Consider the following 20,507-nt stretch of genomic DNA (forward strand, 5'->3'; position numbering starts at 1 on the left):
ATGGTGACGCAACGCCCCGTGGCCGCCCCGCCGAAGCAGACCGCCGCCCCGGCCGCGCCGGGCAACCGGGTGCCGCGCTGGCAGATCTACCTCCCGCTGGCCCTGTACCTGCTGTTCACGCTGGTGCCGTTCTACTGGATGCTGGTCTTCGCGTTCCGGCCGGCCGGCTCGATGGCGATCTTCCCCTGGCCGATCACGCTGGAGCACTTCGACACGGTCTGGAACGGCATGGGGTTCGCCGTCTTCTTCCGGAACAGCCTGATGGTCGGCGTCGCCTCGCTGGTCGCGACCACCGTGGTGGCGCTGGCCGGTGGGTACGCGCTGGCCCGCTACGCCTTCCGCGGCAAGGGCGCGTTCATGGTCGGGATGCTCTGCACGCAGTTCATCCCCGGCGCCCTGATGATCATCCCGCTGTTCGAGATCTTCCGCACGCTGGACCTGACGAACTCGCTGTGGAGCCTCGTCATCGCCGAGACGGTCTTCCAGCTCCCGCTCTCGCTCATCCTGATCAGCGGCTTCATCCGCAACATCCCGTACGAGCTGGAGCAGGCCGCCTGGGTGGACGGCTGCTCCCGGCTGCGCGGCTTCCTGGCCATCGTGCTGCCCCTGCTGCGGCCCGCGCTGGTCGCGGTCGGCTCGTTCGCCTTCATCCACAGCTGGAACAACTTCCTCTTCGCCCTCATGTTCATCAACGACCAGGAGAAATTCACCGTGCCCGTGGGCCTGGCCTACAACCTTGGCGAGAACAGCGTCGACTTCGGCGCCCTCGCCGCCGGCGGCGTCGTCGCCGCACTGCCCGTCGTGATCGTCTTCGCCTTCATCCAGCGTTACCTCGTCCAGGGGATGTCCGCCGGGGCGGTGAAGGGATGAGCTCCCAGACCTACCGCAACCCGGTGCTCAACGCCGACTGGTCCGACCCCGACGTCATCCGCGTCGGAGACGACTTCTACCTGACGGTCTCCACCTTCACCAAGGTGCCGGGGCTGCCGATCCTGCACTCGCGCGACCTGGTCAACTGGACGATCATCGGCCACGCGTACACCCGAGGCCACGACGACGTGCGGCCCGGCTGCGGGGTGTGGGCTCCTTCGCTGCGCCACCACGACGGCCGCTTCTGGATCTTCTGGGGCGATCCGGACGTGGGCGTCTGCTGGGTGAGCGCCGAGGACCCGCGAGGCCCGTGGACCGAGCCGCACGTGGTCAAGCCGGGACTCGGGCTGATCGACGCGTGCCCGCTGTGGGACGAGGACGGGCAGGCGTACCTGGTGCACGGCTGGGCGAAGAGCCGCGCGGGCATCAACAACCGGCTCACCCTGCACCGCATGGCGCCCGACGGCAGCAGGGTGCTGGACGAGGGCACGCTGGTCATCGACGCCGACCTGCTGCCGGGATACCGGACCCTGGAAGGGCCCAAGCTCTACAAGCGCGACGGCGCATACTGGATCTTCGCGCCCGCCGGGGGCGTCGAGCAGGGCTGGCAGTCGGTGTTCCGGGCCGAGTCGATCTTCGGCCCGTACGAGGACCGCATCGTGCTGGAGCAGGGCGGCACCGACGTCAACGGCCCGCACCAGGGCGGCTGGGTGGACACCCCGTCCGGCGAGCACTGGTTCATGCACTTCCAGGACCGCGGCCCCTACGGCCGGGTCGTGCACCTGCAGCCCATGGTCTGGGGTGAGGACGGCTGGCCGGTCATGGGCGACGACGGCGAGCCCGTGGCCGGGCACCGGGTGCCGGTGCCCGGCTGCGAGCCGGCCGCGCCCGCGACGTCCGACGACTTCGCCGGACCGGGGCTCGGGCTGCAGTGGAGCTGGCAGGCCAACCCCGACCCCTCCTGGTGGGAGCTGCGGGACGGCACGCTCCGGCTGGCCTGCGTGCCCGGCCCCGACGACCTGCGCGAGCGGCCGTCCGTGCTGGGGCAGCGGCTGCCCGGCGCGCCCTGCACGGTCACCGTCACCCTCACGCTGGCGGGCGAGGGCCGGGCGGGGCTGGCCGTGGTGGGGGACACCGCCGCGTTCGTCGGCCTGGAGCGCGGCCCGGACGGCAAGCTGCTCCTGGTCCGCGGCGACACGGAGCCGGTCCCGGTCGAGGAGGACGGCGCCGTCACGATCGGCGCGCGGGCCGGCGAGGGCGCGCTGATCACGTTCATGGCCGGCGGCAGGGACGTGGGCGCGCCCTTCCAGGCCACGCAGGGCCGATGGGTGGGGGCCGTGCTCGGCCTCTTCGCCGCGGGGGACGGCACCGGCGAAGCGATCTTCGAGGCGTTCACCGTGGACATCGAGAGGTAGAGGCACATGAGACGACACGCGCCGATAGCCGCCGTCGTGCTGACGGCCGTCCTGGCCGGTTGCGGCTCGGGCGGCGGTTCCGGAGACGGCAGGACCGAGATCACCTTCTGGGACACCAACGCAGGGCCCGCCCGCACGCCGGTCTGGCAGCACGCCATCGCCGAGTTCGAGAAGGCCAACCCCACGATCAAGGTCAACTACGTGGGCATCCCGATCACGCAGGCGCCGCAGAAGCTCGACACGGCCATCGCGGGCGGCGGCACCCCCGACGTGGCCGACATCTCGACCTCGGGGCTGGGCAGCCTGGTGGCCCAGAAGGCACTTGAACCCGTGGACGAGCGCATCGCCAGGAACCCCGCGCTGAACGGCAAGTTCAACGAAGCCCTGCTGACCACGGTCAAGAACGTCGTGCCCGACGGCAAGATGTACATCTATCCGATCTCCACCAACGCCGGCGCGTTCTGGTACCGCGAGGACTGGTTCAAGGAGGCGGGGGTGGAGGCCCCGAAGACGTGGTCGGAGTTCTTCACGGTGGTGGACAAGTTCACCAAGCCCGAGGAGAACCGCTTCGGCTTCACCATCCGCGGCGGCGCCGGCTCCGTCGCGCAGATGCTGGAGGTCGTCTACGGGCAGTCCGGCGTCACCGAGATCTTCGACCCCTCCGGCAAGGCCACGCTCAACGACCCGCGTAACGTGACGGCGCTGGAGAAGTACGCGGGGCTCTACAAGAAGAACACCCCCGAGGGTGACCTGCAGAACGACTACGTCAAGATGGTCGCCCAGTTCGACACCGCGGGCAGCGTCGCGATCATGCAGCACAACCTGGGCTCCTACCAGGACCACATGAAGGCGCTCGGGGAGGAGAAGGTGGCCTCCTTCTCCGTGCCCAAGTCCGACAGCGGTCCCCAGACCGTGCTGTCGAACCCGGTCGGCGGCGTCGCCGTCTTCTCCGCCGGCGAGCACAAGGAGGAGGCGGCCAAACTGGCCGAATTCTTCGCCTCGAAGGAGATGGGCGGCTACCTCGCCGAGAAGTCCGGCGTCATCCCGGCCAACACCGACGTGCCGCCCTCCAAGGCCGCGCACATCCTGGAGGTGCAGCGGGTGCTCAACGACCCGGCGACCAAGGTCGTGCAGATGCCGTACCACCTGCCGGAATTCAACCAGATCACCAAGACGTGGGCCGAGCCGCAGTTCCAGAAGGTGCTGCTGGGCCGGCTCACGGCCAAGGCCTTCCTCGACGAGCTGGCGGGCAAGCTGACCCAGGCGCAGGCCGAGTACAAGAAGAGGAACGGCTGATGCACACGGTCGTCGCACTCGCCGTCGCCGCGGTGACGGCGTTACACCCCGCCCCCGACCTGGGCCGCCAGGTGCTCGCCCCGAACGACGGGTGGGCCGCCGCCGAGGGCGGCACCACCGGCGGGTCCGCCGACCGGCGCGCGGTCACCGTCCGCACCCGCGACGAGCTGGCCGCGGCCGTCGCCGGGAACGAGCCGAAGATCGTCTACGTCGAGGGCTCGCTGAACGCGGGCTCCAGGACCTGCGCCGACTACGCCGTCCCCGAGTACGACCTGCAGAAGTACCTGGAGGCCTACGACCCGGCCCACTGGACGGGGCCCGCGGCGGGCCCGCTGGAGGAGGCCCGCAAGGCGTCCGCCGCCAACCAGCGGCAGGACGTGGTGATCACCATCGGCTCGAACACCACGCTCGTCGGCCGCCGCGGCGCGAGCCTCACCGGCCTCGGCCTCATGATCGACAAGGCCGACAACGTCATCGTCAGGAACCTCGCCGTCCACGACGCCTACGACTGCTTCCCCGTGTGGAGCGGCGGCGACTGGAAGACCGACTACGACAACCTGATGGTCTCCGAGTCCACGCACGTCTGGGTGGACCACGTCACGCTCACCGACGGCGACCGCCCCGACCAGGCCGAGCCGTTCTACTTCGGCAAGCGCTTCCTGCACCACGACGGGCTGCTCGACGTCGTCAGGGGCAGCGACCTGGTGACGATCTCCTGGAGCGTGTTCGCCGGGCACGACAAGTCTCTGCTGTGGGGCAACACCGACAACCCCGAGCACGACGCCGGCAAGCTGCGCATCACCCTGCACCACAACCTGCTGTCGGGGCTCAACCAGCGGGCGCCGCGCGTGCGCCACGGGCAGGTGCACGTCTACAACAACGCCTACGTGGTCCCGGCCGGCGCCGAGTACCAGTACTCGTGGGGCGTCGGCGTCAACTCCGCCATCTACGCCCAGAACAACACCTTCAGCGGCACCACGCCCGAAAAGATCATTTACGGCTGGGGCGGCACCGCGATCCATGAGGAGGGCACGCTGGTGAACGGCAGGCCGGTGGACGTGCTGGCGGCGTACAACGCCGTCAAGGACCCCGATCTCGGCTCCGACGTGGGCTGGGCCCCGAGCCTGCACGGGCGTGTGGACCCCGCGCGGGCCGTGCCCGCCCTGGTCAAGGCGAGGGCCGGGGCCGGGAGGATCTCATGAGGGCGGCGGCGGTCCTGGCCCTGGTCGCGGGGCTGCTCCTGATCCCCGCGCCCGCCCAGGCCGAGGAGCGGGCCGACGGGTTCGCCGGGCTGAACGCCCTGGGGGTGGACGGCACCACCGGAGGCGCGGCCGGCGAGACCGTGACCGTGGACAACGCGGCCGACCTGGAGCGGTACGCCACCGCCGCCGAGCCGTACGTGATCAGGGTCAGGGGCTCGATCACGATGGAGCCGTACGGCAAGGAGATCGCGGTCGCCTCCGACAAGAGCATCGTCGGCGAGGGCGCGGGCGCCGAGGTCGTGCACGGCGGGTTCTTCCTCAACGGCGTGCACAACGTCATCATCCGCAACCTGACGATCCGCGACACGTACGTGCCGGGCGACTGGGACGGCAAGACCAAGGACTACGACGGCATCCAGATGGACGGCGCCCACCACGTCTGGATCGACCACAACCACTTCACCCGCACCGGCGACGGCCTGCTCGACATCCGCAGGGACAGCGACTACGTCACCGTCTCCTGGAACGTCTTCAGCGACCACAACAAGGCCGTCGGCGTCGGCTGGACCTCCAACGTGGTCACCAAGGTGACCTTCCACCACAACTGGATCCGCGGCACCCACCAGCGCAACGCCAGCATCGACAACACCGAGGCCGCGCACTGGTACAACAACTACGTCCAGGACACCGCGATGTACGGGACGATGATCCGCGGCGGCGGCAGGCTGGTCGTGGAGAACAGCTACTACCAGGGCGTGCCCGACCCGATCGTGGCCAAGGACCCGGCCTCGCAGGTCGTGCAGCGGGGCAACGTGCTGCGCGACTCGCCCGGCCGCTCCGACAGCGCGGGCGCGGCGTTCGACCCGTCTGCCTACTACGCCTACACGCTCGACCCCGCCGAGCGGGTGCCCGGCATCGTCACCAGAGGCGCGGGCCCGCTCGGCGCGAAGGCCGGCAGGGCCGACGGGACCGACGGGACCGACGGGGCCGGCAGGGCCGACGAGACCGGGAGGAACGCGAGGCGTATCACCGTCGCGCTCGACGGCACCGGCGACTACGCCAGCATCCAGGCGGCCGTGGGCGCGGCCCCGCGCGGCGCGGTGATCACCGTCGAGCCGGGCGTCTACCGCGAGATGCCGCGGATCTGGGCGGGCCGCCGCGACCTGACGATCAAGGGAGCGACCGGCGATCCCGAGGACGTGGTCGTCACCTACGACCTGTCCGCCGACGCCGCGAAGTTCTACGGCGGCACCTGGGGAGCCGCGCAGAGCGCCACCCTCGCCGTGCTCGCCGACGGCGTCACGGTGCGGGACCTGACGCTCCACAACGCCGCCGACGAGACGGTCAACCCCGGACCCGCGCCCGCCGTGCGCACGGCCGGGGACAGGACCGCCCTCGACGGCGCCAGGATCCTCGGCAACGGGGGCGTGCTCCAGTCGGACGGCCCTCGCGCCTACCTGCGCGACTGCTACGTGGAGGGCGACGCCGACATCGTGCGCGGCCAGGGCACGACCGTCCTGGACGGCTGCACGATCAGGTCGACCGGCCCCGGCAACGTGCTCGCGGGCGGCACCGTCCTGGTCGACGGCGGCCGGCTGGAGGGCGACGCCGCCAGGACCGTCTCGCTGGGGAGCTCCGGCGCTGCCGTCGTCCGCGACGCGTGGCTGGGCGCGCACGTCAAGGACGACCCGTGGGCGGGCGAGGGCCGCTTCGCCGAGTACCGCAACACGGGCCCGGGCGCGGCCGTCACGGCCGACCGGCCTCAGCTCACCGACCGGCAGGCGGCCAGGCACACCGTCGAGCGGTATCTGGCGGGCTGGCGCCCATGAGATCACGGCCCGGGCTGGGGGAGCCCGGGCCGATGACTGTCTTTACCAGGAGCAATCCAGCCGTAGAGTAGTCGTATCAGTACGCCTGGTTACGATGGCGAAGTTCGCGCATCCATCACGCCAGGGGGCTGAAAATGACCGATGAGACGCAGGCCGCGAAGATAAGGGTCAACGGGGCAGAAGAGAACGTCCTCGACACCGAGGCCGCGCTCCTGCACGCGCAGGACGACCCGGTGGCCTCGGCCGCCGTCGACGTGGCCGTCGAGACCGAGCTGCTGGAGGACTCCGGGTCGCTGGACGCTCGCAGGGAGAGCGAGCGCCAGATCGCCGAGCTGACCTCCAAGGAGCAGGAGCGCGTCCGCGGCATCCAGCGTGAGCTGCGCACCATGGGCGCCGACGTCTGGCCGGTCGCCAGGTGGTGGGGTTACGAGATCCACCTCAACGAGTCGGCCGCGCTGCTGGCGGCGGAGATCCCGCAGCTCATCGGGGAGATCTCGGGCGCGGTGCTGGGCTCCTGGCTGGCCCCGCTCATCGAGCGCTCGGTGCGCGCCAAGGCCGAGTGGATCGCCTCCATCGCCCGGCCGTACGGGGTCAGGCTGGCCTCGCCGTGGACCGCCCCCGGCATGCTGGTCCCGGCCCGCCAGAGCGGCGGCGACACGAGCCTGTACTGGACGGTCCACGAGCCGGGCGACGGCTGGAGCCCGGACCAGCGCTTCGTCGACCACTTCAGCGTGTCGGGCCCGGCCCTGGCCGAGTTCCAGGACCGGCTGTTCCTGGCCCACCGGGGCGCCGACGGCGACTCCAGCCTGTGGTGGACGAGCTACGACGCGGAGGAGGGCTGGAGCGACGACCAGATGCTCCCCCGGCACTTCAGCGAGTCGGCCCCGGCGCTGGCCGCCTACGACGGCCGGCTCTACTGCGTGCACCGTGGCAGCCGCGGTGACACGGCGCTGTGGTGGGCCCGCTGGGACGGCTCGTACTGGAGCTCCGACCAGCGCTTCCCGCAGCACTTCAGCGAGTCGGCCCCGGCGCTGGCCGCCTACGACGGGCAGCTCTTCTGCGTGCACCGCGGCGCGGGCAGCGACCAGGCGCTGTGGTGGACCCGCTGGGACGGTTCCACCTGGAGCCCCGACGAGCGGCTGCCGCAGCACTTCAGCGCCGCCAACCCGGCACTGGCCGTCTACCGAGGTCACCTCTACTGCGTGCACCGCGGCGCGGGCGGCGACTCGGCGCTGTGGTGGACCCGCTGGGACGGCTCGCGGTGGAGCCCGGACCAGAAGCTGGGCGGCCACCACACCACCGAGGGCCCGGCCCTGACCGTCTACAAGGACCGGCTGTACTGCGTGCACCGCGGCTCCGCCGACCCGAGCCTGTGGTGGAGCAGCTTCAACGGCTCCGGCTGGACCGCCGACCAGCGGCTGCCCCACCACTACAGCGCCGAGGCCCCGGCGATCATCGCCTACCGCGACAGGAACGCCACCCGCGACCAGCTCCTGTGCGTGCACCGGGGCATCCGCTAGACCCCGGCGTCAGAACGGCGAATGCCGGCTCGCGATCCGCGAGCCGGCATTCTCATGCGTGGATCACCAGCCGGCGAGCTGCTCCAGGAACCACTCGATCAGCGGGCGCGACACCGAGGAGTGCTCGGTGTTGGTCGCGTCGCAGCAGAACGCGTCCAGGAACGTCTCGTCCTTCGGCAGGTCACCGAGGTCCAGGTACAGGTCGGACTGCCACTGGAACGGGTCCCTGGCCAGCGCGATCGCGCTGACCGCAGGCACGAACGCGCTGGTCCTGAAGCGGTCCTGGATCGGCAGCCCGACCGCGTCGGCGAGCCTGCCCCAGGAGTCGAGCGTGCCGCCGGGCGCCCCGTCGAACGCGCGCACGTGCGAGGTGGCGCTCGTCCACACCGGAGCCCCGAAGCGGACGGCGCCGACGTTCTGCAGCTCCCCGCCGTCGGGCTGGATCCGGGCCGTGAGCTGCAGGGCCTCGTGCTGCAGGTCGAAGACCGGTGTGCCGGGCGGCAGGTCGGGCCCGGTGCCGTTGCCCGTGCCGTTGGCCAGGCCCAGCTTGTACGGGCGCATCGGGAACCAGCCCACCCTGCGCAGGTCCTCCAGGAACTCCTTGCGCAGCGAGCTGGAGGTGGTCACCGGGCCGGAGTAGTCGGCGCTCTCCACCCAGCCCCACAGGAGCTGCTGCGCGGCCGGGCTGCGGATCAGCTCGGCCTGCCCCGGCCCGCCCGAGCGCGGCGCCAGCGCCTCGTGCAGGTACGCGAGCTGCTGGAGCACCAGCGGGATCCAGGCGCCGAGGTGCGGCGAGTCGAAGGAGAAGTACTTGTCGGTCTGGTGGTCGACGCGCTCGTTCTCCATGCGCGCCAGCGCGTACCGGGTGACGATGCCGCCCATGCTGGCCCCGCCCACGACCAGCGGGTCGTCGCCCCGCCGCTCCTCGATGGCGCGCAGCACGGCGGTGACCGCCACGGCGGCGTTGGCCTGGATCGCGATGTGCCGCTGGTCGAAGCCCAGCAGCACGACGTCGATGCCCATCGTCCTGAGCTGGTCGAGGAAGCCGGGCACCCCCTTCTGGTACGGCTTGTTGAGCTGCCGCCACAGCGCGTCCAGGTCGCTCGGCCCGTAGTTGAAGCCGTCGGCCAGGATCAGCGGCCTGGTCAGGTCGTCGTGCCCCTCGGCCAGGTGCACGGCCGCCCGGCCGGTGGCCGTCTGGCCGTGGTGCGGGCGGTCGCCGACCAGGTCCCAGATCTGGTCGGCGGGGCGGGCCTCGCCCTCGCGCTCCGGCGGGGCGGCGAACCAGACCCCTTGCTGCCCGAGCGCGTCGGCGATCCGCTCGACCTGCTCGGAGGTCAGGCTGCTCTCGATGCCCGAGGCCCTGGTCTCGACGTCGATTCTCGGTTCCTGCGCCATGCTCGATCCTCTCGCTTGCTGAGGGGCCGCTGGGGCCACTGAGCACACCATACGATTACTCTCCGTAATAATCCGCGAACTCGACGTGGTGGCGTGGGAGCGGTGTTTCCGCAGGTCAGAGCGGAAGACGTGACACCCTGCGGACACGGGGCAGAGGGGCAGCGGACGACGGCGTTCGAGCGAGGTTCGGGGGAAGTCATGTCCGGCAGCGGGTCCCAGGCGTTCTGGATCGACGCCACGCGCGTCGGCACTCAGGAGCACTACGGCGAGCACCTGCGCACCTGGCGGCACGCCTTCGCCGCCGCGGCGGGCGAGCCGGCCGCGGCGGGCGTCACGCTGGATCCGCTGCACTTCGCGCTGGGCGCCTGGGAGGTGGCCAACCGGCCGGTGGCCGACCCTCCGTACGTGTGCCGCCACCCCCGCGTGCTGGACGCCACCTGCCACCGGCCGGAGGAGGCGCAGGGCATGCTGGCCGTGGTGGAGCTGGCCGCGCCCGCGCCGGTCCGGGTGCCTGACGGGTGGGCGCAGTGGCAGCGGCAGGCCGAGGGGCCGTACGCGGCGCCGCCGTACGAGCGGCCGACCGCGCTGACCACGCTGGAGCTGCGCGTGCCGCTGCCGGTCGACCGGCTGCCCACCCCCACCAGGGCGCGGGCGTCCGGGCTGCCCAACCTCGACGACGCCCAGGCCGCGCTCGAAGCGCTCGTGGCCGAGCTGAACGCCGTGGTCGTCCCCTTCCTGAGAGAGCTGGAGGCGAGCCGATGAAACACCGTGACGACGACGAGTTCTTCGCCCCCGTCCTGCGGGAGCCGCCTCCCGCCGACGGCGACGTGAGCGACACCGGCGTGCCGGGCGTGCACGGCGCCGGCCACGGGCAGTGGGCGCAGGAGCCGCCGCCCTCGAACCGGCTGGGCCTGCGCCTGCTGGCGGCCGGCCTGGTGCTGCTCGCCGGAGTGGTGCTGGCCGTGCTGGCGCTGCTCGCAGGCCGGCCGCCGCTGGCCGTCCCGCCCGCCGTGGTGGCGCTGGCCGCCGCCGTCTACCTGGTCGTGTTCGGCGTGCGGCGATCCCGCTCGAACGGCGGCCCGCCGACCTTCGGCTGAGGTTTCACCCCTTCCACGTGGGTAAACGGCCTGCTGGGGAAGCACGAGAGCGAGGAGCTCCGATGTCCGCGATGTCGCTGGTAGACAAGGAATGCGTGCGCCAGTTGCTGAATTCGCAGCACCCGGACGCCACGCTGGTCTTCGTACGGGGAGACTGCGTCGTCCTGCCCGCCGCCGAGGTGGACGACGCCCACAAGGGCCTGGTGATCGCCCGGCGTGACGAGGTGATGGCCCAGCTCCCGGACGACGCGCCGACGGACCAGATGCTCGACGACCTGGCCGTCCGGCTGGACAACATCGTCCGCGACCTGGGCGCCTGACGGGTCAGACGCTGTCGAGATAGCGCAGCACGGCCGCCACCCGCCGGTCGGTGCCGTCGGCGGGCTGCAGGTCGAGCTTGGCGAAGATGCTCCTGATGTGCTTGTGCACGGCCCCGTCGGTGACGTGCAGCCGCCCGGCGATGGCCGAGTTGCCCAGGCCCTCGGCCATCAGGGCGAGCACGTCGCGCTCGCGCGGGCTGAGCCGGTCGAGGCGGTTGCCGGGGCGGCTCCTGGTCAGGAGCTGCGCGACCACCTCCGGGTCGATGGCCGTGCCGCCGCCGGCCACCCGGTGCAGCGCGGCCAGGAACTCCTGGACCCGGCCGACCCGCTCCTTGAGCAGGTAACCCAGGCGGGCGCTGCCGTGGGCGAGCAGGTCGGTGGCGAACGCCTGCTCGACGTAGGCCGACAGCACGAGCACGGCCAGCTCCGGCAGCCGCCGCCTGGCCTCGACGGCCGCCCGGATGCCCTCGTCGGTGTGGCCGGGCGGCATGCGGACGTCCACGATGGCGACGTCCGGCTCGTACGCGTCCACCGCGCCGAGGAAGCCGGCGGCGTCGCGAGCGGTGGCCACCACGTCCAGCCCCTCCGCGCGCAGCAGCAGCGCGAGGCCCTCACGCAGCAGCGGGTCGTCCTCGGCGATCACAATCCGCATGGCAGGCTCACCACCAGGGTCGTCGGCCCGCCCGGCGGGCTGGCCAGCTCGAACGTGCCGTCGTGCGCCTCGGCCCGGCGGCGGATGCCGCCCAGCCCGGAGCCGCCGGCCTCGGCCGCGCCGCCGCGGCCGTCGTCGGTGATCTGGACGCGCAGCCGGTCGCCGGTCCCGCGGACGGTCACGACGGCCCGGCTCGCCCGGCTGTGCCTGGCGACGTTGGTGAGCGCCTCGGCCACCACGAAGTAGGCGGTGGCCTCGACGGACGCCGGGAACCTGCCCGGCACCTCGGCGTCGATCCGGCAGGGCACCGGGCACGCGGCGGCCAGCCCGCTCAGCGCGCCGGCCAGGCTGCGCTCGGCCAGCACCGGGGGCAGGATGCCGCGCACCACCGCGCGCAGCTCGGCCAGTGCCTGCTCGGCGGTGTCCTGGGCGCGTTCGAGCAGCTCGTCGGCGGTGGCCGGGTCGCGGGTGAGCGCGCGGCGGGCCGCGCCCACCAGGACGTTGACGGCCACGAGCCGGTTCTGGGCGCCGTCGTGCAGCGAGCGCTCGATCCTGCGCAGCTCGGTGGCGTGCGCGTCCAGGGCCGCCGCCCGGGTGGCGGTGAGCTGGGCGACCCGAAGGGCCAGGTCGGTGCCGGGGCCGGCGGACAGGAACCGGCGCCCCGGCCAGGCCTGCATCTGGGCCAGGCCCGGGACGAAGAGCAGGGCGAGGGCGAGCCAGGCCAGGCTCAGCGGGCTGACGGCGATCGCGCCGGGCCAGGTGTCGGTGCGCCAGCCCAATCCCATGTCGGCCGTCTCCGCGGCCGGCAGCAGCCACCAGTACAGCGGGTAGAGCAGGTCGCGCACGGCGGCGAACGGCAGCGTCAGGGCGATCAGCCCGTACAGCAGGCCGAGCGTGGCGTGCAGCGACATCCAGGCCAGCTCCCGGCGGGCGGCGGGCTGCCCGATGGCGGCTCGCCACTCGCCGGGGACCGGCTCGGGCTCGACGAGCTGCGGCCCCCAGCGGGACAGCCGCGTCCGCTCCCTGCCGGCGACCACCCGCAGGCCGCGCAGGGCGGCAGGCAGCAGGCGCAGCCCGACGCCGGACAGGCAGGCCACGGCGACGCCGAGCATCCCGGTCAGGGCGATCAGCGCCAGCGCGGCGGTGCCCATGCCGCCGACGAGGTGTTCGAGGCCGTCGAGGGTGGCACGGGCACGGGCGACCAGTACCCGCGCACGGGCGGCACGGGCGACCGGCCGCCGCGCGTGGGCGACCAGCGCCCACGCGCGGGCGGTGCGGGCACGGGCGATCAGCGCCCGCGCGCGGGCGGGCGTCGCGTCCTGCGTGGGCATCCGCGCCACCTCCTCCTCGGTCTCAGACCCTAGGACAGACGCGGATATGTCGGGTGATCGGCGGCGAAAGAGTACAGCAGGCTGTACTCCGGCGGACGCGTCAGGAGCCGTGCGGCGGTTCCGAGGTCACCCACCACAGGGTGCCGAACGGGTCGACCCAGCCGCCCATCCTCGTCCCCTCCTGCTCGGACACCTCCATGACCGGGGTGGCGCCCTTGGCGATGGCGGCGGCGTACGCCCTGTCCGGGTCGGGCAGCGTGACGTACATCTGCGTGCGGGAGGGATCCTCCCCCTCGCGGTACGGCGGCAGGCACTGCTCGCCGTCGATCCTGGCGTCGGCGAAGTAGATCGTGCTGTCGCCGATGCGCATCTCGCCGTGCACGACCCGCTCGGGGTCGCCGTCGAGCGGGATGAGGGTCTTGGCCTGCGCGCCGAAGACGTGCGCGGCGTAGTCGGTGAACTGCCTGGCGCTGTGCACCATGAGGTACGGCGTCACGGTCGTCATCGTTCTCCTCTGCTCTTCAAATTTGACTAGTACGGCCACGGTAGCCATGCCCGGCGGCTCTAGTCAAACTTGATCAGCCCGCGATAAAGGGGCTTGCGCATTTTTCGATCTTGGTGTCGGATGCCCAGCATGCGGGAGAGCATCGAGGTCGTCATCATCGGATCGGGACCGGCCGGCCTGACCCTGGCCAACCTGCTCCAGCGAGCCGGGGTCGGCTGCGTGGTGCTGGAGCGGCAGAGCCGCTCGTACGTCGAGCAGCGGCAGCGCGCCGGCGTGCTGGAGCACCACGGCGCCCGCGTCTTCGAGGAGTGGGGGCTGGCCGGCAGCGTGCTGGCCGGCACGTCGAGCGACAGCACGCTGGAGATCCGCCTCGACGGCCGGCCGCGCTTCATCGACGTCGCCGCCCTGGCCGACGGCAGGGCGGGGCGGATCGTGCCGCAGCAGGTCCTCGTCGTCCGACTGATCAAGGCCTTCCTGGAGGGCGGGGGAGACCTGCGCTTCGAGGCCGCCGAGGTGACCCCGCACGGCCTCGACGGCGCCACGCCGACCGTCACGTACCGGGACGCCGACGGCGTCGTGCACGAGATCGAGTGCGCGTACGTCGCGGGCTGCGACGGCTTCCACGGCGTCAGCCGCGCCGGCGTGCCGGAGGGCGCGCTGACCACCTACACCTACGACCACGGTGTCGGCTGGCTGACGGTGCTGGCCGACGCGCCCGCGCCGCGCCACCCGCTCTTCGGCATCCATCCGGCCGGCTTCGCGGCCCAGTTCGCGAGGGGGCCCAAGGCCAGCCGCTTCTACCTCGAATGCGCGCCGGGCGACAGTCTCGACGAGTGGGGCGACGAGCGGATCTGGGAGCAGTTACGGCTGCGCCTCGGCGACGCCACCCTGGCCACCGGGCCGATCACGGAGAAGCTCTTCGTCGAGATGCGCTGCTTCGTCGCCGACCCCATGCGTTACGGCAGGCTCTTCCTCGTCGGGGACGCCGCGCACATCATCACCCCGATGGGCGGCAAGGGCATGAACCTGGCCATCGCCGACGCGAACGTGCTGGCCCACGGCCTGCGCGCGGCGCTGCGCGAGGGTGACGAGGGACCGCTGGCCGCCTACTCCGAGACGTGCCTGAAGCGGGTGTGGGACCACCAGGAGTTCTCCCGGTGGATGCACGAGATGATGCACGAGGCCGGGAACGCCGCACCGGCCGGGCCGTTCCGGCGGCAGCTCGCCAGGGCGCGGCTGGAGCGGCTGTTCGCCTCCGACGCCGCGGCGCGGGCGTTCGCCGATCTCATGGCGTGAAACGATCAGGCGTCGAATGTCCATTTTCTGCTAATATTTCCCCTTCTAAGGCGATGTTGAGTCGAGGGGGCGTATTTTTATGGAAAGAACCTCTGAAGATCAGCCTGATGTTGAAATGTTCGTCCGGAACGAGCTGCAGCGGCTCAGGGACAGCATCGACAATCTTGACGCCGCCCTCGTCCACCTGCTCGCCGAGCGTTTCAAGTGCACCCAGGAAGTCGGCCGGCTGAAGGCCGAATATCAGCTTCCGCCGGCGGATCCCGCGCGGGAGGCGGCCCAAATTCGCCGCCTGCGCGCGCTGGCCGAGGAATCGAAACTGGATCCCGTCTTCGCCGAACGATTCCTCAATTTCATCATCGCGGAGGTCGTCCGGCACCACGAGCTGATCGCCAGCAGCCACGCGGCCGCCCGGCGCGGCTAGACGAGCGCCACCCGCACGTCCGCCGGGTCGTCGCCGGCGAGCGGGACGGCGAAGACGGCCGTGCGGCCCCGTGCCCCGTACACCACGAAGCGGGTGCCGTCCTCGTCCCACGACTCCAGCACGTCCGAGCTGAGCTGGGCCGAGGCCGAGCAGTACGCGAGGCTGCGGCGCAGCAGGTGCAGGGAGGTCTCCAGCGGGACGTCCGCCGGCGGCGGGATCGCCAGCGGGCGGCGCACCCGCACCAGCAGGCGGCGCAGCGGGGTGAGCCAGTAGCGGTCCAGCTCGGCCGAGAGCGCCAGCAGGACGACGGCCTCCAGCATGATCACGGCGGGAAGGGCGGGGCCCGCCGGCGCCGTCGCCGCGAGCAGGGATGCGGCCAGCAGCAGGCCCGCGCGGGCGAAGGCGCGCAGGTCCACGGGGCGGGAGTGCGTGCCCAGGCAGCCGCACGACGAGGCGGGCGCGGCCACGCGGGCATAGGCCAGGTAGGCCAGGAACCCGGCGGACAGCAGCGCGGCGGCCACGCCGTCCACGCGGTGGAGCGGCGGCGCCAGCAGCGCGGCGGCCACGGCCAGCTCGGCCAGGCCGACGAGCAGCAACGCGGGGACCGCGCGCGCCGGGCCGGTCAGCCGGGCCAGGGCGGTCCGCCCGGCCTGCGCCCTCATCCGCCTGCCGAACAGCTTCACCAGGCCGGCCCAGAGGAGGAAGACGGCTATCACGTACGGCTGCGACGCGGCGATCCCCTGCATGGCACTGCCTCCTTCTAGTGCGGGGAGAAGACCGTGGCGATGTCGACCTCGTTCGTGTCCGGCCGCCAGGCGCCCAGGATCTGCACGTGCTGGCTGACCTTCAGCATCGACAGGTCCGCCGTGGGCGGCGACTCCGAGTGGACGGCCACCGACTTGCCGGCGACGACGTGACACAGCACGTCGTGGCCGTTGTGGTCGAGGCGGATGGTCTGGCCGGTGATGTTCCTGATGTGGCCCTTGATGTTGACGATGTTCAGCCACACCGCCTCGGCGGCCAGCATGCCGTCGGGCATGCGCACGCCTCTGGCGTACAGGCCGTCACCGGGCTTGGCCTGGTCGAACGGGACCGGCCCGAGCTTCCACAGGCTGGTGCCGTCCACGACCCTGATGGTGTGGAAGACCAGGTCGGAGCCCAGGACGAGGAGGGTGTTGTCCTTGATCGAGCGGATCCGGCCCTCGGCGAAGTCCGGGTCGGGGGCGCCGGGCTCCACCTTCTGGGCGGCGAAGGCCGCCTCGGGGCCGAGCGAGCCCAGCGCGGTGGCGGCGACGACGCCGGCGCCCCCGCCGAGCACGGCGGACTTGAGCACGTCCCTTCTGCTGCGCATCGTTCGCCCTCCTAGGCCGTCGAGATCTCCACCGGCCGCAGGCCGGACGAGAGGCTGGCGATCTGGCTGTAGGCGGCGGGGGTCAGGTCGATCAGGCGGTTGCTCGCGCAGGTCGCGCCGCAGCAGCTCCGCTCGCCGCAGAACAGGTCGGTCTGCGGGCCGCAGTCGGCGATGGCGGTGACGACGCTGGTGCCGGTGCACAGCGCCGTGATGCGGTGGCGGAACCCGCAGGTCCTGCGGGACAGGCTGACGCCGCAGCTGTCAGGGCGGGTGATCGCCCAGCAGGCGTCGGAGGTGTTGGGCCAGGCGTGCTGGAGGCTCCCGGAGTTGCAGGTGCCGCAGGCTCCCTTTCCGGTGCTGCTGCAGGGGCCCCACGCGGTGCCGCAGCAGAACCAGGAGACCTCTCCCTGGACGGGGCCGAGTAAGTCGGCGGGCGGGTCGGTGGCCGTGCTTCGCGCCATGCGCGTCCTCCTTGGGTGGACTCTGGACGATCTCGGCGAAGGTGTTGAAGCTTTCCGACTTGATCTATGAGTACCATGTAAGGATTTTTCGTCAATGGCCGATTTTCGTGATCTGTGGCTTGTCATGGCGCGAGCTGGAAGTGCCAGACGACGATCGCGGGCACGCCTTCGACGGCCGCCCTGGCGGCCTCGGGCGCCAGCTCCACCAGGACCCACGGCCACAGCTCCCACGGCCCCGGAGCGGTCGGCCCGTCCGGCGGGGTGGCCCGCGGGACGGGTGGCGCCGGCGCCTGCATCGCGGGCTCCTCGCAGCGGCGCACCCGCAGGCCCGCCCTCAGCGCGGCCCTGACGTAGTCGCCGATCGGGTGATGATAGGTGGCCACGCGCGCGGGCCGGCCGTCCGGCAGGCGCAGGTTCGGAACGACGCCCCGGGCCACCCCCGCCGGATGGATGTCCGCGATCACCACGTGCCCGCCGGGCCGCAGCACCCGGGCGAACTCCGCGAGCACCGGGTCCAGCGAGGGCGCGTGGGTCAGCGCCAGCGAGCAGACGACCAGGTCGGCGGTGTCGTCCGGCACCGGGAGGCCGCGGAGGTCACCGAGGCGGAAGTCGCCCTCCGGAACCCGTTCGCGGGCCAGAGCCAGCATGTCGGGCGAGCTGTCCACGCCGATCACGCGGTGACCGCGCTCGGCCAGCGCCGCGGCGAAGCGGCCCGTGCCGCAGGCCGCGTCCAGGGCGACGCCCGCCGGCAGCCCGTCGATGATCGCGTGGACCAGGGGCTCGTCGTAGTCGAAGGTCGAGTTCGGCCCGTCGTACGTCCGCGACCAGATGCGATAGCCCTCCACCGTGTCCACGCGGGCCACCTCCACGCCCGCCTCCGCCAGCGACTCGTCGGCGAGCAGCGCGCGGATCTCGGCGATGCGCTCCTCGACGAACTCGCGGCCGTGCTCTCCGGTGAACGCCCTCATCAGGGCCATGCCTTCGAGGCCCAGCACGTAGGCCAGGGGATGCTCGTACGTCACCGGCGCACGCTAACCAAGCGGGTCCGCCGGCGCGAGCGAATTATCCGCAGAACGCGGTCACCGTGGCGGCCAGCACGTCGGTCACCCGGTGCACCGAGGCGATGTCGGCCCACTCCGTGTCGGCGTGCGCGCCGCCGCCGTCGGCGCCGAAGAGCAGGCACGGGATGCCGGCCCGGGCCAGCAGGGCGCAGTCCGTCCAGAAGGGCTCGGCGCGGATGACCGGCGGCCGGCCGAGCGCCCGCTCCGCCTCGCGCAGCAGCACGCGCGTGATCGCCGCGTCGGGGTCGGCCTCGAAGGGCTCGCGGTGCAGGCCGGGGCGCAGGCGGTAGTCGAAGCCGGGGACGGTGGCGGCGAGCTGATCGAGAACCCCGATCAGCTCGTCGCGGACGCCCTGCTCGCTCTCGCCGGGCACCGTGCGCCGCTCGATCGTGATCCGGCAGCGGGCCGGATAGGTGGAGGGGCCCTCGCCGCCCTCGATGAGCGAGGCGTGGACGGTGCCCGGCCCCAGCAGCCGGTGCCCGCCTGAGCCGGCCAGCCGCCGGCCGAGCGCCTCCAGCGCCACCAGGAAGTGATCGGCCTTGGCGATCGCGTCCACGCCCAGGTCGGGGCGGGAGCCGTGGGCGGCGCGGCCCAGCACCTCCACCTCGAACCAGGCGAAGCCCTTGTGCGCCAGCGTCACCTCCAGCAGGCTCGGCTCGGTCACGACGGCGCCGTCGGCGGTGAAGCGCTCCAGCACCTCCTCGGTGCCGAAGCTGGTGTTCTCCTCGTCGGCCACGCAGGCCACGATGACGTCGCCGCGCAGCGGGCCGCCCGCGGTGGCGCGGGCGGCGGCGGCCATCATCGCGGCCACGCCGCTCTTCATGTCGAAGGCGCCCCGGCCGTGGATTCTGCCGTCCTCGACGCGCGGGACGAGAGGATCACCGTCGTACGTGCCGTGGGCGACGGTGTCGAGGTGACCGTTGAGCATGATCGAGCGCCCGCCGCCGGTGCCGCGGGCCACGGCCACCACGGAGGGGCGGCCGGGCCGCCGCTCCAGGCGGTGGATCTCGAACCCCCGCTCGCCCAGCCACTGCGCGCAGAACGCGGCGGCGGCCTGCTCCCCCGCGCCGCCGGGGGAGAGGCCGGGGTTGACGGAGTCGAGGGCGATGAGGCGTTCGAGCAGCGGCAGCGGGTCTGGCATGGCGAGCCTCCCGGGGTGAGGGATCACCCGCCATCATGCCCCAGCGGCCCGCTTCAGAGGGCGTCGGTGTTCTGCGCCGTCCGGTAGACGGCCATGGCCTCGTCGCCGAAGAAGGGGCCGAACATGAAGCCCGGGGCGAAGTTGTAGGTGAAGCTGTTGACGGAGTTCAGCCAGCCCAGGCCGGTGCCCTCGTCGAAGCCCTGGAACCAGGGCCCGCCGCTGGACCCGCCGGTCATGTTGCAGCGCAGCCCCTGGTCGCGGGTCATGACCGTGTCGTTGAACGCGCGCCCGCTGCAGTAGATCAGCTCCGACCCGTCGAACGGGTCGGCCGCCGGATACCCGAAGGCGAACATCTGCCGCTGCCTGGCCTGGTTGAAGGCGACTCCCTGCCCGCCCACGACGTCGGTCAGCGTGCGCCCGTTCAGCGGCGCCACGACGACGGCGGCCACGTCGAAGTTGATGTCCTCCCTGGCGTTCCACTGCTGGGTGGTGAGCATCGCGCTGGCGACCCAGGTGCCGAACGGGCGCCGCCCGTCGTCGAAGGCCGGCACGAACACCCAGTTCCTGTGCGCGGCCCCGTTCAGCTTCACGCAGTGCCCGGCGGTGATCACCACGCTCTCGTTCGCGCTGGTCACGGCCGAGCCCGAGCAGGAGGAGTTGCGGCCGTCGGCGGTGGTGAAGAAGACCCGGCCGGTGGTGCGCACGATCGCGCCGCCGTCCGTCCACTGCAACCCCGGGCTGTTGGGCACCAGGGACTGCCGCGCGGCGGTGACCGGCGCGGTGCCGCCGACCGACCACGCGGCGCCACGCGTGGTCCAAGGGCTGCGGCGGGTGATGGTGGCGCCGCGGGTGGCCCAGGGCTCGCCCTGGGACGGGCCGCGCGACTGGGTACGCCGCGGCGCGGGCGCGTTCAGGGGCTGTGCCGCGAGCATGCGCTGCGTGGTCCAGTACTGCGAGACGGTCCTGCGCTCCGCCTGTGAATCCGTGGCGGTCCAGCCGGCGGGCCTGGGGTCGAGCCCGTTCGCGGCCTCGGCCCGCGCGGCTCCCGCCGGTACCAGGGCGCCTGCCAGGGCGAGGGCGACGGCGGAGAGCAGGCTGACTCTGCGGTGCATTACGTACCTCCCGAAACCCGGAATCTGCCGTAAGGAGGTACGTAGGGACCGCGCCATCTTCCTCAACACCTGCACAAATGGATATATCGCCATCACGTGGCGAAGTCGCCATATTGCGGAGCGTAACCAGAGGTGGAATGCCGTTGCTTTACGAAATTGCGGTGCGATATTGACGCTCTTTCACCGGCTCTTTCCCAGTACGAGAAATTCGCATTCGGCGTGGCGTTGT

The 20,507-nt window shown here is 72.1% G+C and carries 21 protein-coding genes; 11 read left to right on the forward strand and 10 right to left on the reverse strand.

Going from position 1 to position 20,507, the window contains the following annotated elements; genetic code table 11:
• The 6 genes from HD597_RS53445 to HD597_RS53470 all read left to right on the forward strand — a co-directional run bounded on the left by HD597_RS53445 (nucleotide 1) and on the right by HD597_RS53470 (nucleotide 8,132).
• Nucleotides 1–870 (forward strand): carbohydrate ABC transporter permease, encoded by an 870-nt coding sequence (locus tag HD597_RS53445; RefSeq protein WP_253759856.1) that lies wholly within the window; start codon nucleotides 1–3, stop codon nucleotides 868–870.
• Nucleotides 867–2,285 (forward strand): glycoside hydrolase family 43 protein, encoded by a 1,419-nt coding sequence (locus tag HD597_RS53450; protein WP_253755581.1) that lies wholly within the window; start codon nucleotides 867–869, stop codon nucleotides 2,283–2,285. The genes HD597_RS53445 and HD597_RS53450 overlap by 4 nt, the downstream gene beginning before the upstream one ends.
• A gap of 6 nt (nucleotides 2,286–2,291) precedes the next feature.
• Nucleotides 2,292–3,581 carry an ABC transporter substrate-binding protein gene (locus HD597_RS53455; RefSeq protein ID WP_253755582.1) on the forward strand — a complete coding sequence of 430 codons (1,290 nt, stop codon included), beginning with the start codon at nucleotides 2,292–2,294 and terminating at the stop codon, nucleotides 3,579–3,581.
• Nucleotides 3,581–4,783 carry a pectate lyase family protein gene (locus HD597_RS53460; protein WP_253755584.1) on the forward strand — a complete coding sequence of 401 codons (1,203 nt, stop codon included), beginning with the start codon at nucleotides 3,581–3,583 and terminating at the stop codon, nucleotides 4,781–4,783. Before HD597_RS53455 ends, HD597_RS53460 begins: the two co-directional genes overlap by 1 nt.
• The gene (locus HD597_RS53465; RefSeq protein ID WP_253755586.1) at nucleotides 4,780–6,612 is read left to right on the forward strand and encodes a pectinesterase family protein; all 1,833 of its coding nucleotides are present in this window, start codon (nucleotides 4,780–4,782) and stop codon (nucleotides 6,610–6,612) included. The genes HD597_RS53460 and HD597_RS53465 overlap by 4 nt, the downstream gene beginning before the upstream one ends.
• Before the next feature lie 134 nt (nucleotides 6,613–6,746).
• Nucleotides 6,747–8,132 (forward strand): PLL family lectin, encoded by a 1,386-nt coding sequence (locus tag HD597_RS53470; RefSeq protein WP_253755588.1) that lies wholly within the window; start codon nucleotides 6,747–6,749, stop codon nucleotides 8,130–8,132.
• 63 nt (nucleotides 8,133–8,195) lie between these two features.
• Here HD597_RS53470 and HD597_RS53475 read toward each other — a convergent pair whose 3' ends face one another.
• On the reverse strand, nucleotides 8,196–9,530 hold the full coding sequence (locus tag HD597_RS53475; RefSeq protein ID WP_253755590.1) for a hypothetical protein: 1,335 nt from the start codon (nucleotides 9,528–9,530) through the stop codon (nucleotides 8,196–8,198).
• 198 nt (nucleotides 9,531–9,728) lie between these two features.
• Here HD597_RS53475 and HD597_RS53480 point away from each other — a divergent pair, with 198 nt between their 5' ends.
• The 3 genes from HD597_RS53480 to HD597_RS53490 all read left to right on the forward strand — a co-directional run bounded on the left by HD597_RS53480 (nucleotide 9,729) and on the right by HD597_RS53490 (nucleotide 10,947).
• Nucleotides 9,729–10,292, forward strand: coding sequence for a hypothetical protein (locus HD597_RS53480; protein ID WP_253755592.1), 564 nt, complete (start codon nucleotides 9,729–9,731; stop codon nucleotides 10,290–10,292).
• A complete protein-coding gene (locus HD597_RS53485; RefSeq protein ID WP_253755594.1) occupies nucleotides 10,289–10,627 on the forward strand; it encodes a hypothetical protein in 339 nt (112 codons plus the stop codon). The genes HD597_RS53480 and HD597_RS53485 overlap by 4 nt, the downstream gene beginning before the upstream one ends.
• A gap of 62 nt (nucleotides 10,628–10,689) precedes the next feature.
• Entirely contained in the window at nucleotides 10,690–10,947 is a 258-nt protein-coding gene (locus tag HD597_RS53490) for a hypothetical protein (protein ID WP_253755596.1), read from the forward strand.
• A 4-nt stretch (nucleotides 10,948–10,951) separates the two neighbouring features.
• On the opposite strand, the gene HD597_RS53495 is transcribed toward HD597_RS53490, so the two are convergent.
• The 3 genes from HD597_RS53495 to HD597_RS53505 all read right to left on the reverse strand — a co-directional run bounded on the left by HD597_RS53495 (nucleotide 10,952) and on the right by HD597_RS53505 (nucleotide 13,435).
• Complete coding sequence (locus HD597_RS53495) at nucleotides 10,952–11,599, reverse strand: response regulator (RefSeq protein WP_253755598.1); 648 nt, start codon at nucleotides 11,597–11,599, stop codon at nucleotides 10,952–10,954.
• Nucleotides 11,587–12,930 carry a sensor histidine kinase gene (locus HD597_RS53500; RefSeq protein WP_253755600.1) on the reverse strand — a complete coding sequence of 448 codons (1,344 nt, stop codon included), beginning with the start codon at nucleotides 12,928–12,930 and terminating at the stop codon, nucleotides 11,587–11,589. The genes HD597_RS53495 and HD597_RS53500 overlap by 13 nt, the downstream gene beginning before the upstream one ends.
• Before the next feature lie 100 nt (nucleotides 12,931–13,030).
• A complete protein-coding gene (locus HD597_RS53505; RefSeq protein ID WP_253755602.1) occupies nucleotides 13,031–13,435 on the reverse strand; it encodes a VOC family protein in 405 nt (134 codons plus the stop codon).
• 129 nt (nucleotides 13,436–13,564) lie between these two features.
• On the opposite strand from HD597_RS53505, the gene HD597_RS53510 reads away from it, so the two are divergent.
• Both HD597_RS53510 and HD597_RS53515 read left to right on the forward strand, forming a co-directional pair.
• The gene (locus tag HD597_RS53510) at nucleotides 13,565–14,731 is read left to right on the forward strand and encodes a 4-hydroxybenzoate 3-monooxygenase (protein WP_253755604.1); all 1,167 of its coding nucleotides are present in this window, start codon (nucleotides 13,565–13,567) and stop codon (nucleotides 14,729–14,731) included.
• Nucleotides 14,732–14,846: 115 nt separating this feature from the next.
• The gene (locus tag HD597_RS53515) at nucleotides 14,847–15,152 is read left to right on the forward strand and encodes a chorismate mutase (RefSeq protein ID WP_253755606.1); all 306 of its coding nucleotides are present in this window, start codon (nucleotides 14,847–14,849) and stop codon (nucleotides 15,150–15,152) included.
• Here HD597_RS53515 and HD597_RS53520 read toward each other — a convergent pair.
• From HD597_RS53520 to HD597_RS53545, 6 genes are all read right to left on the reverse strand, one after another.
• Nucleotides 15,149–15,898 carry a MauE/DoxX family redox-associated membrane protein gene (locus HD597_RS53520; RefSeq protein ID WP_253755608.1) on the reverse strand — a complete coding sequence of 250 codons (750 nt, stop codon included), beginning with the start codon at nucleotides 15,896–15,898 and terminating at the stop codon, nucleotides 15,149–15,151. The two genes, HD597_RS53515 and HD597_RS53520, sit on opposite strands and share 4 nt — an antisense overlap.
• Nucleotides 15,899–15,912: 14 nt before the next feature.
• Nucleotides 15,913–16,503: a cell wall protein gene (locus HD597_RS53525; protein ID WP_253755610.1), complete on the reverse strand. Its 591-nt coding sequence runs from the start codon at nucleotides 16,501–16,503 to the stop codon at nucleotides 15,913–15,915.
• Between the two features lie 11 nt (nucleotides 16,504–16,514).
• Nucleotides 16,515–16,964 carry an RlpA-like double-psi beta-barrel domain-containing protein gene (locus HD597_RS53530; RefSeq protein ID WP_253755612.1) on the reverse strand — a complete coding sequence of 150 codons (450 nt, stop codon included), beginning with the start codon at nucleotides 16,962–16,964 and terminating at the stop codon, nucleotides 16,515–16,517.
• A gap of 122 nt (nucleotides 16,965–17,086) precedes the next feature.
• Nucleotides 17,087–17,986, reverse strand: coding sequence for a class I SAM-dependent methyltransferase (locus HD597_RS53535; RefSeq protein ID WP_253755614.1), 900 nt, complete (start codon nucleotides 17,984–17,986; stop codon nucleotides 17,087–17,089).
• 40 nt (nucleotides 17,987–18,026) lie between these two features.
• Nucleotides 18,027–19,166 (reverse strand): M20/M25/M40 family metallo-hydrolase, encoded by a 1,140-nt coding sequence (locus tag HD597_RS53540; RefSeq protein WP_253755616.1) that lies wholly within the window; start codon nucleotides 19,164–19,166, stop codon nucleotides 18,027–18,029.
• Nucleotides 19,167–19,219: 53 nt separating this feature from the next.
• Entirely contained in the window at nucleotides 19,220–20,278 is a 1,059-nt protein-coding gene (locus tag HD597_RS53545) for a trypsin-like serine peptidase (RefSeq protein WP_253755618.1), read from the reverse strand.
• Nucleotides 20,279–20,507 lie beyond the last annotated feature (229 nt).

The sequence above is a fragment of the Nonomuraea thailandensis genome (assembly GCF_024172165.1).
In the GTDB taxonomy this organism is placed as follows: Bacteria; Actinomycetota; Actinomycetes; order Streptosporangiales; family Streptosporangiaceae; genus Nonomuraea; species Nonomuraea thailandensis.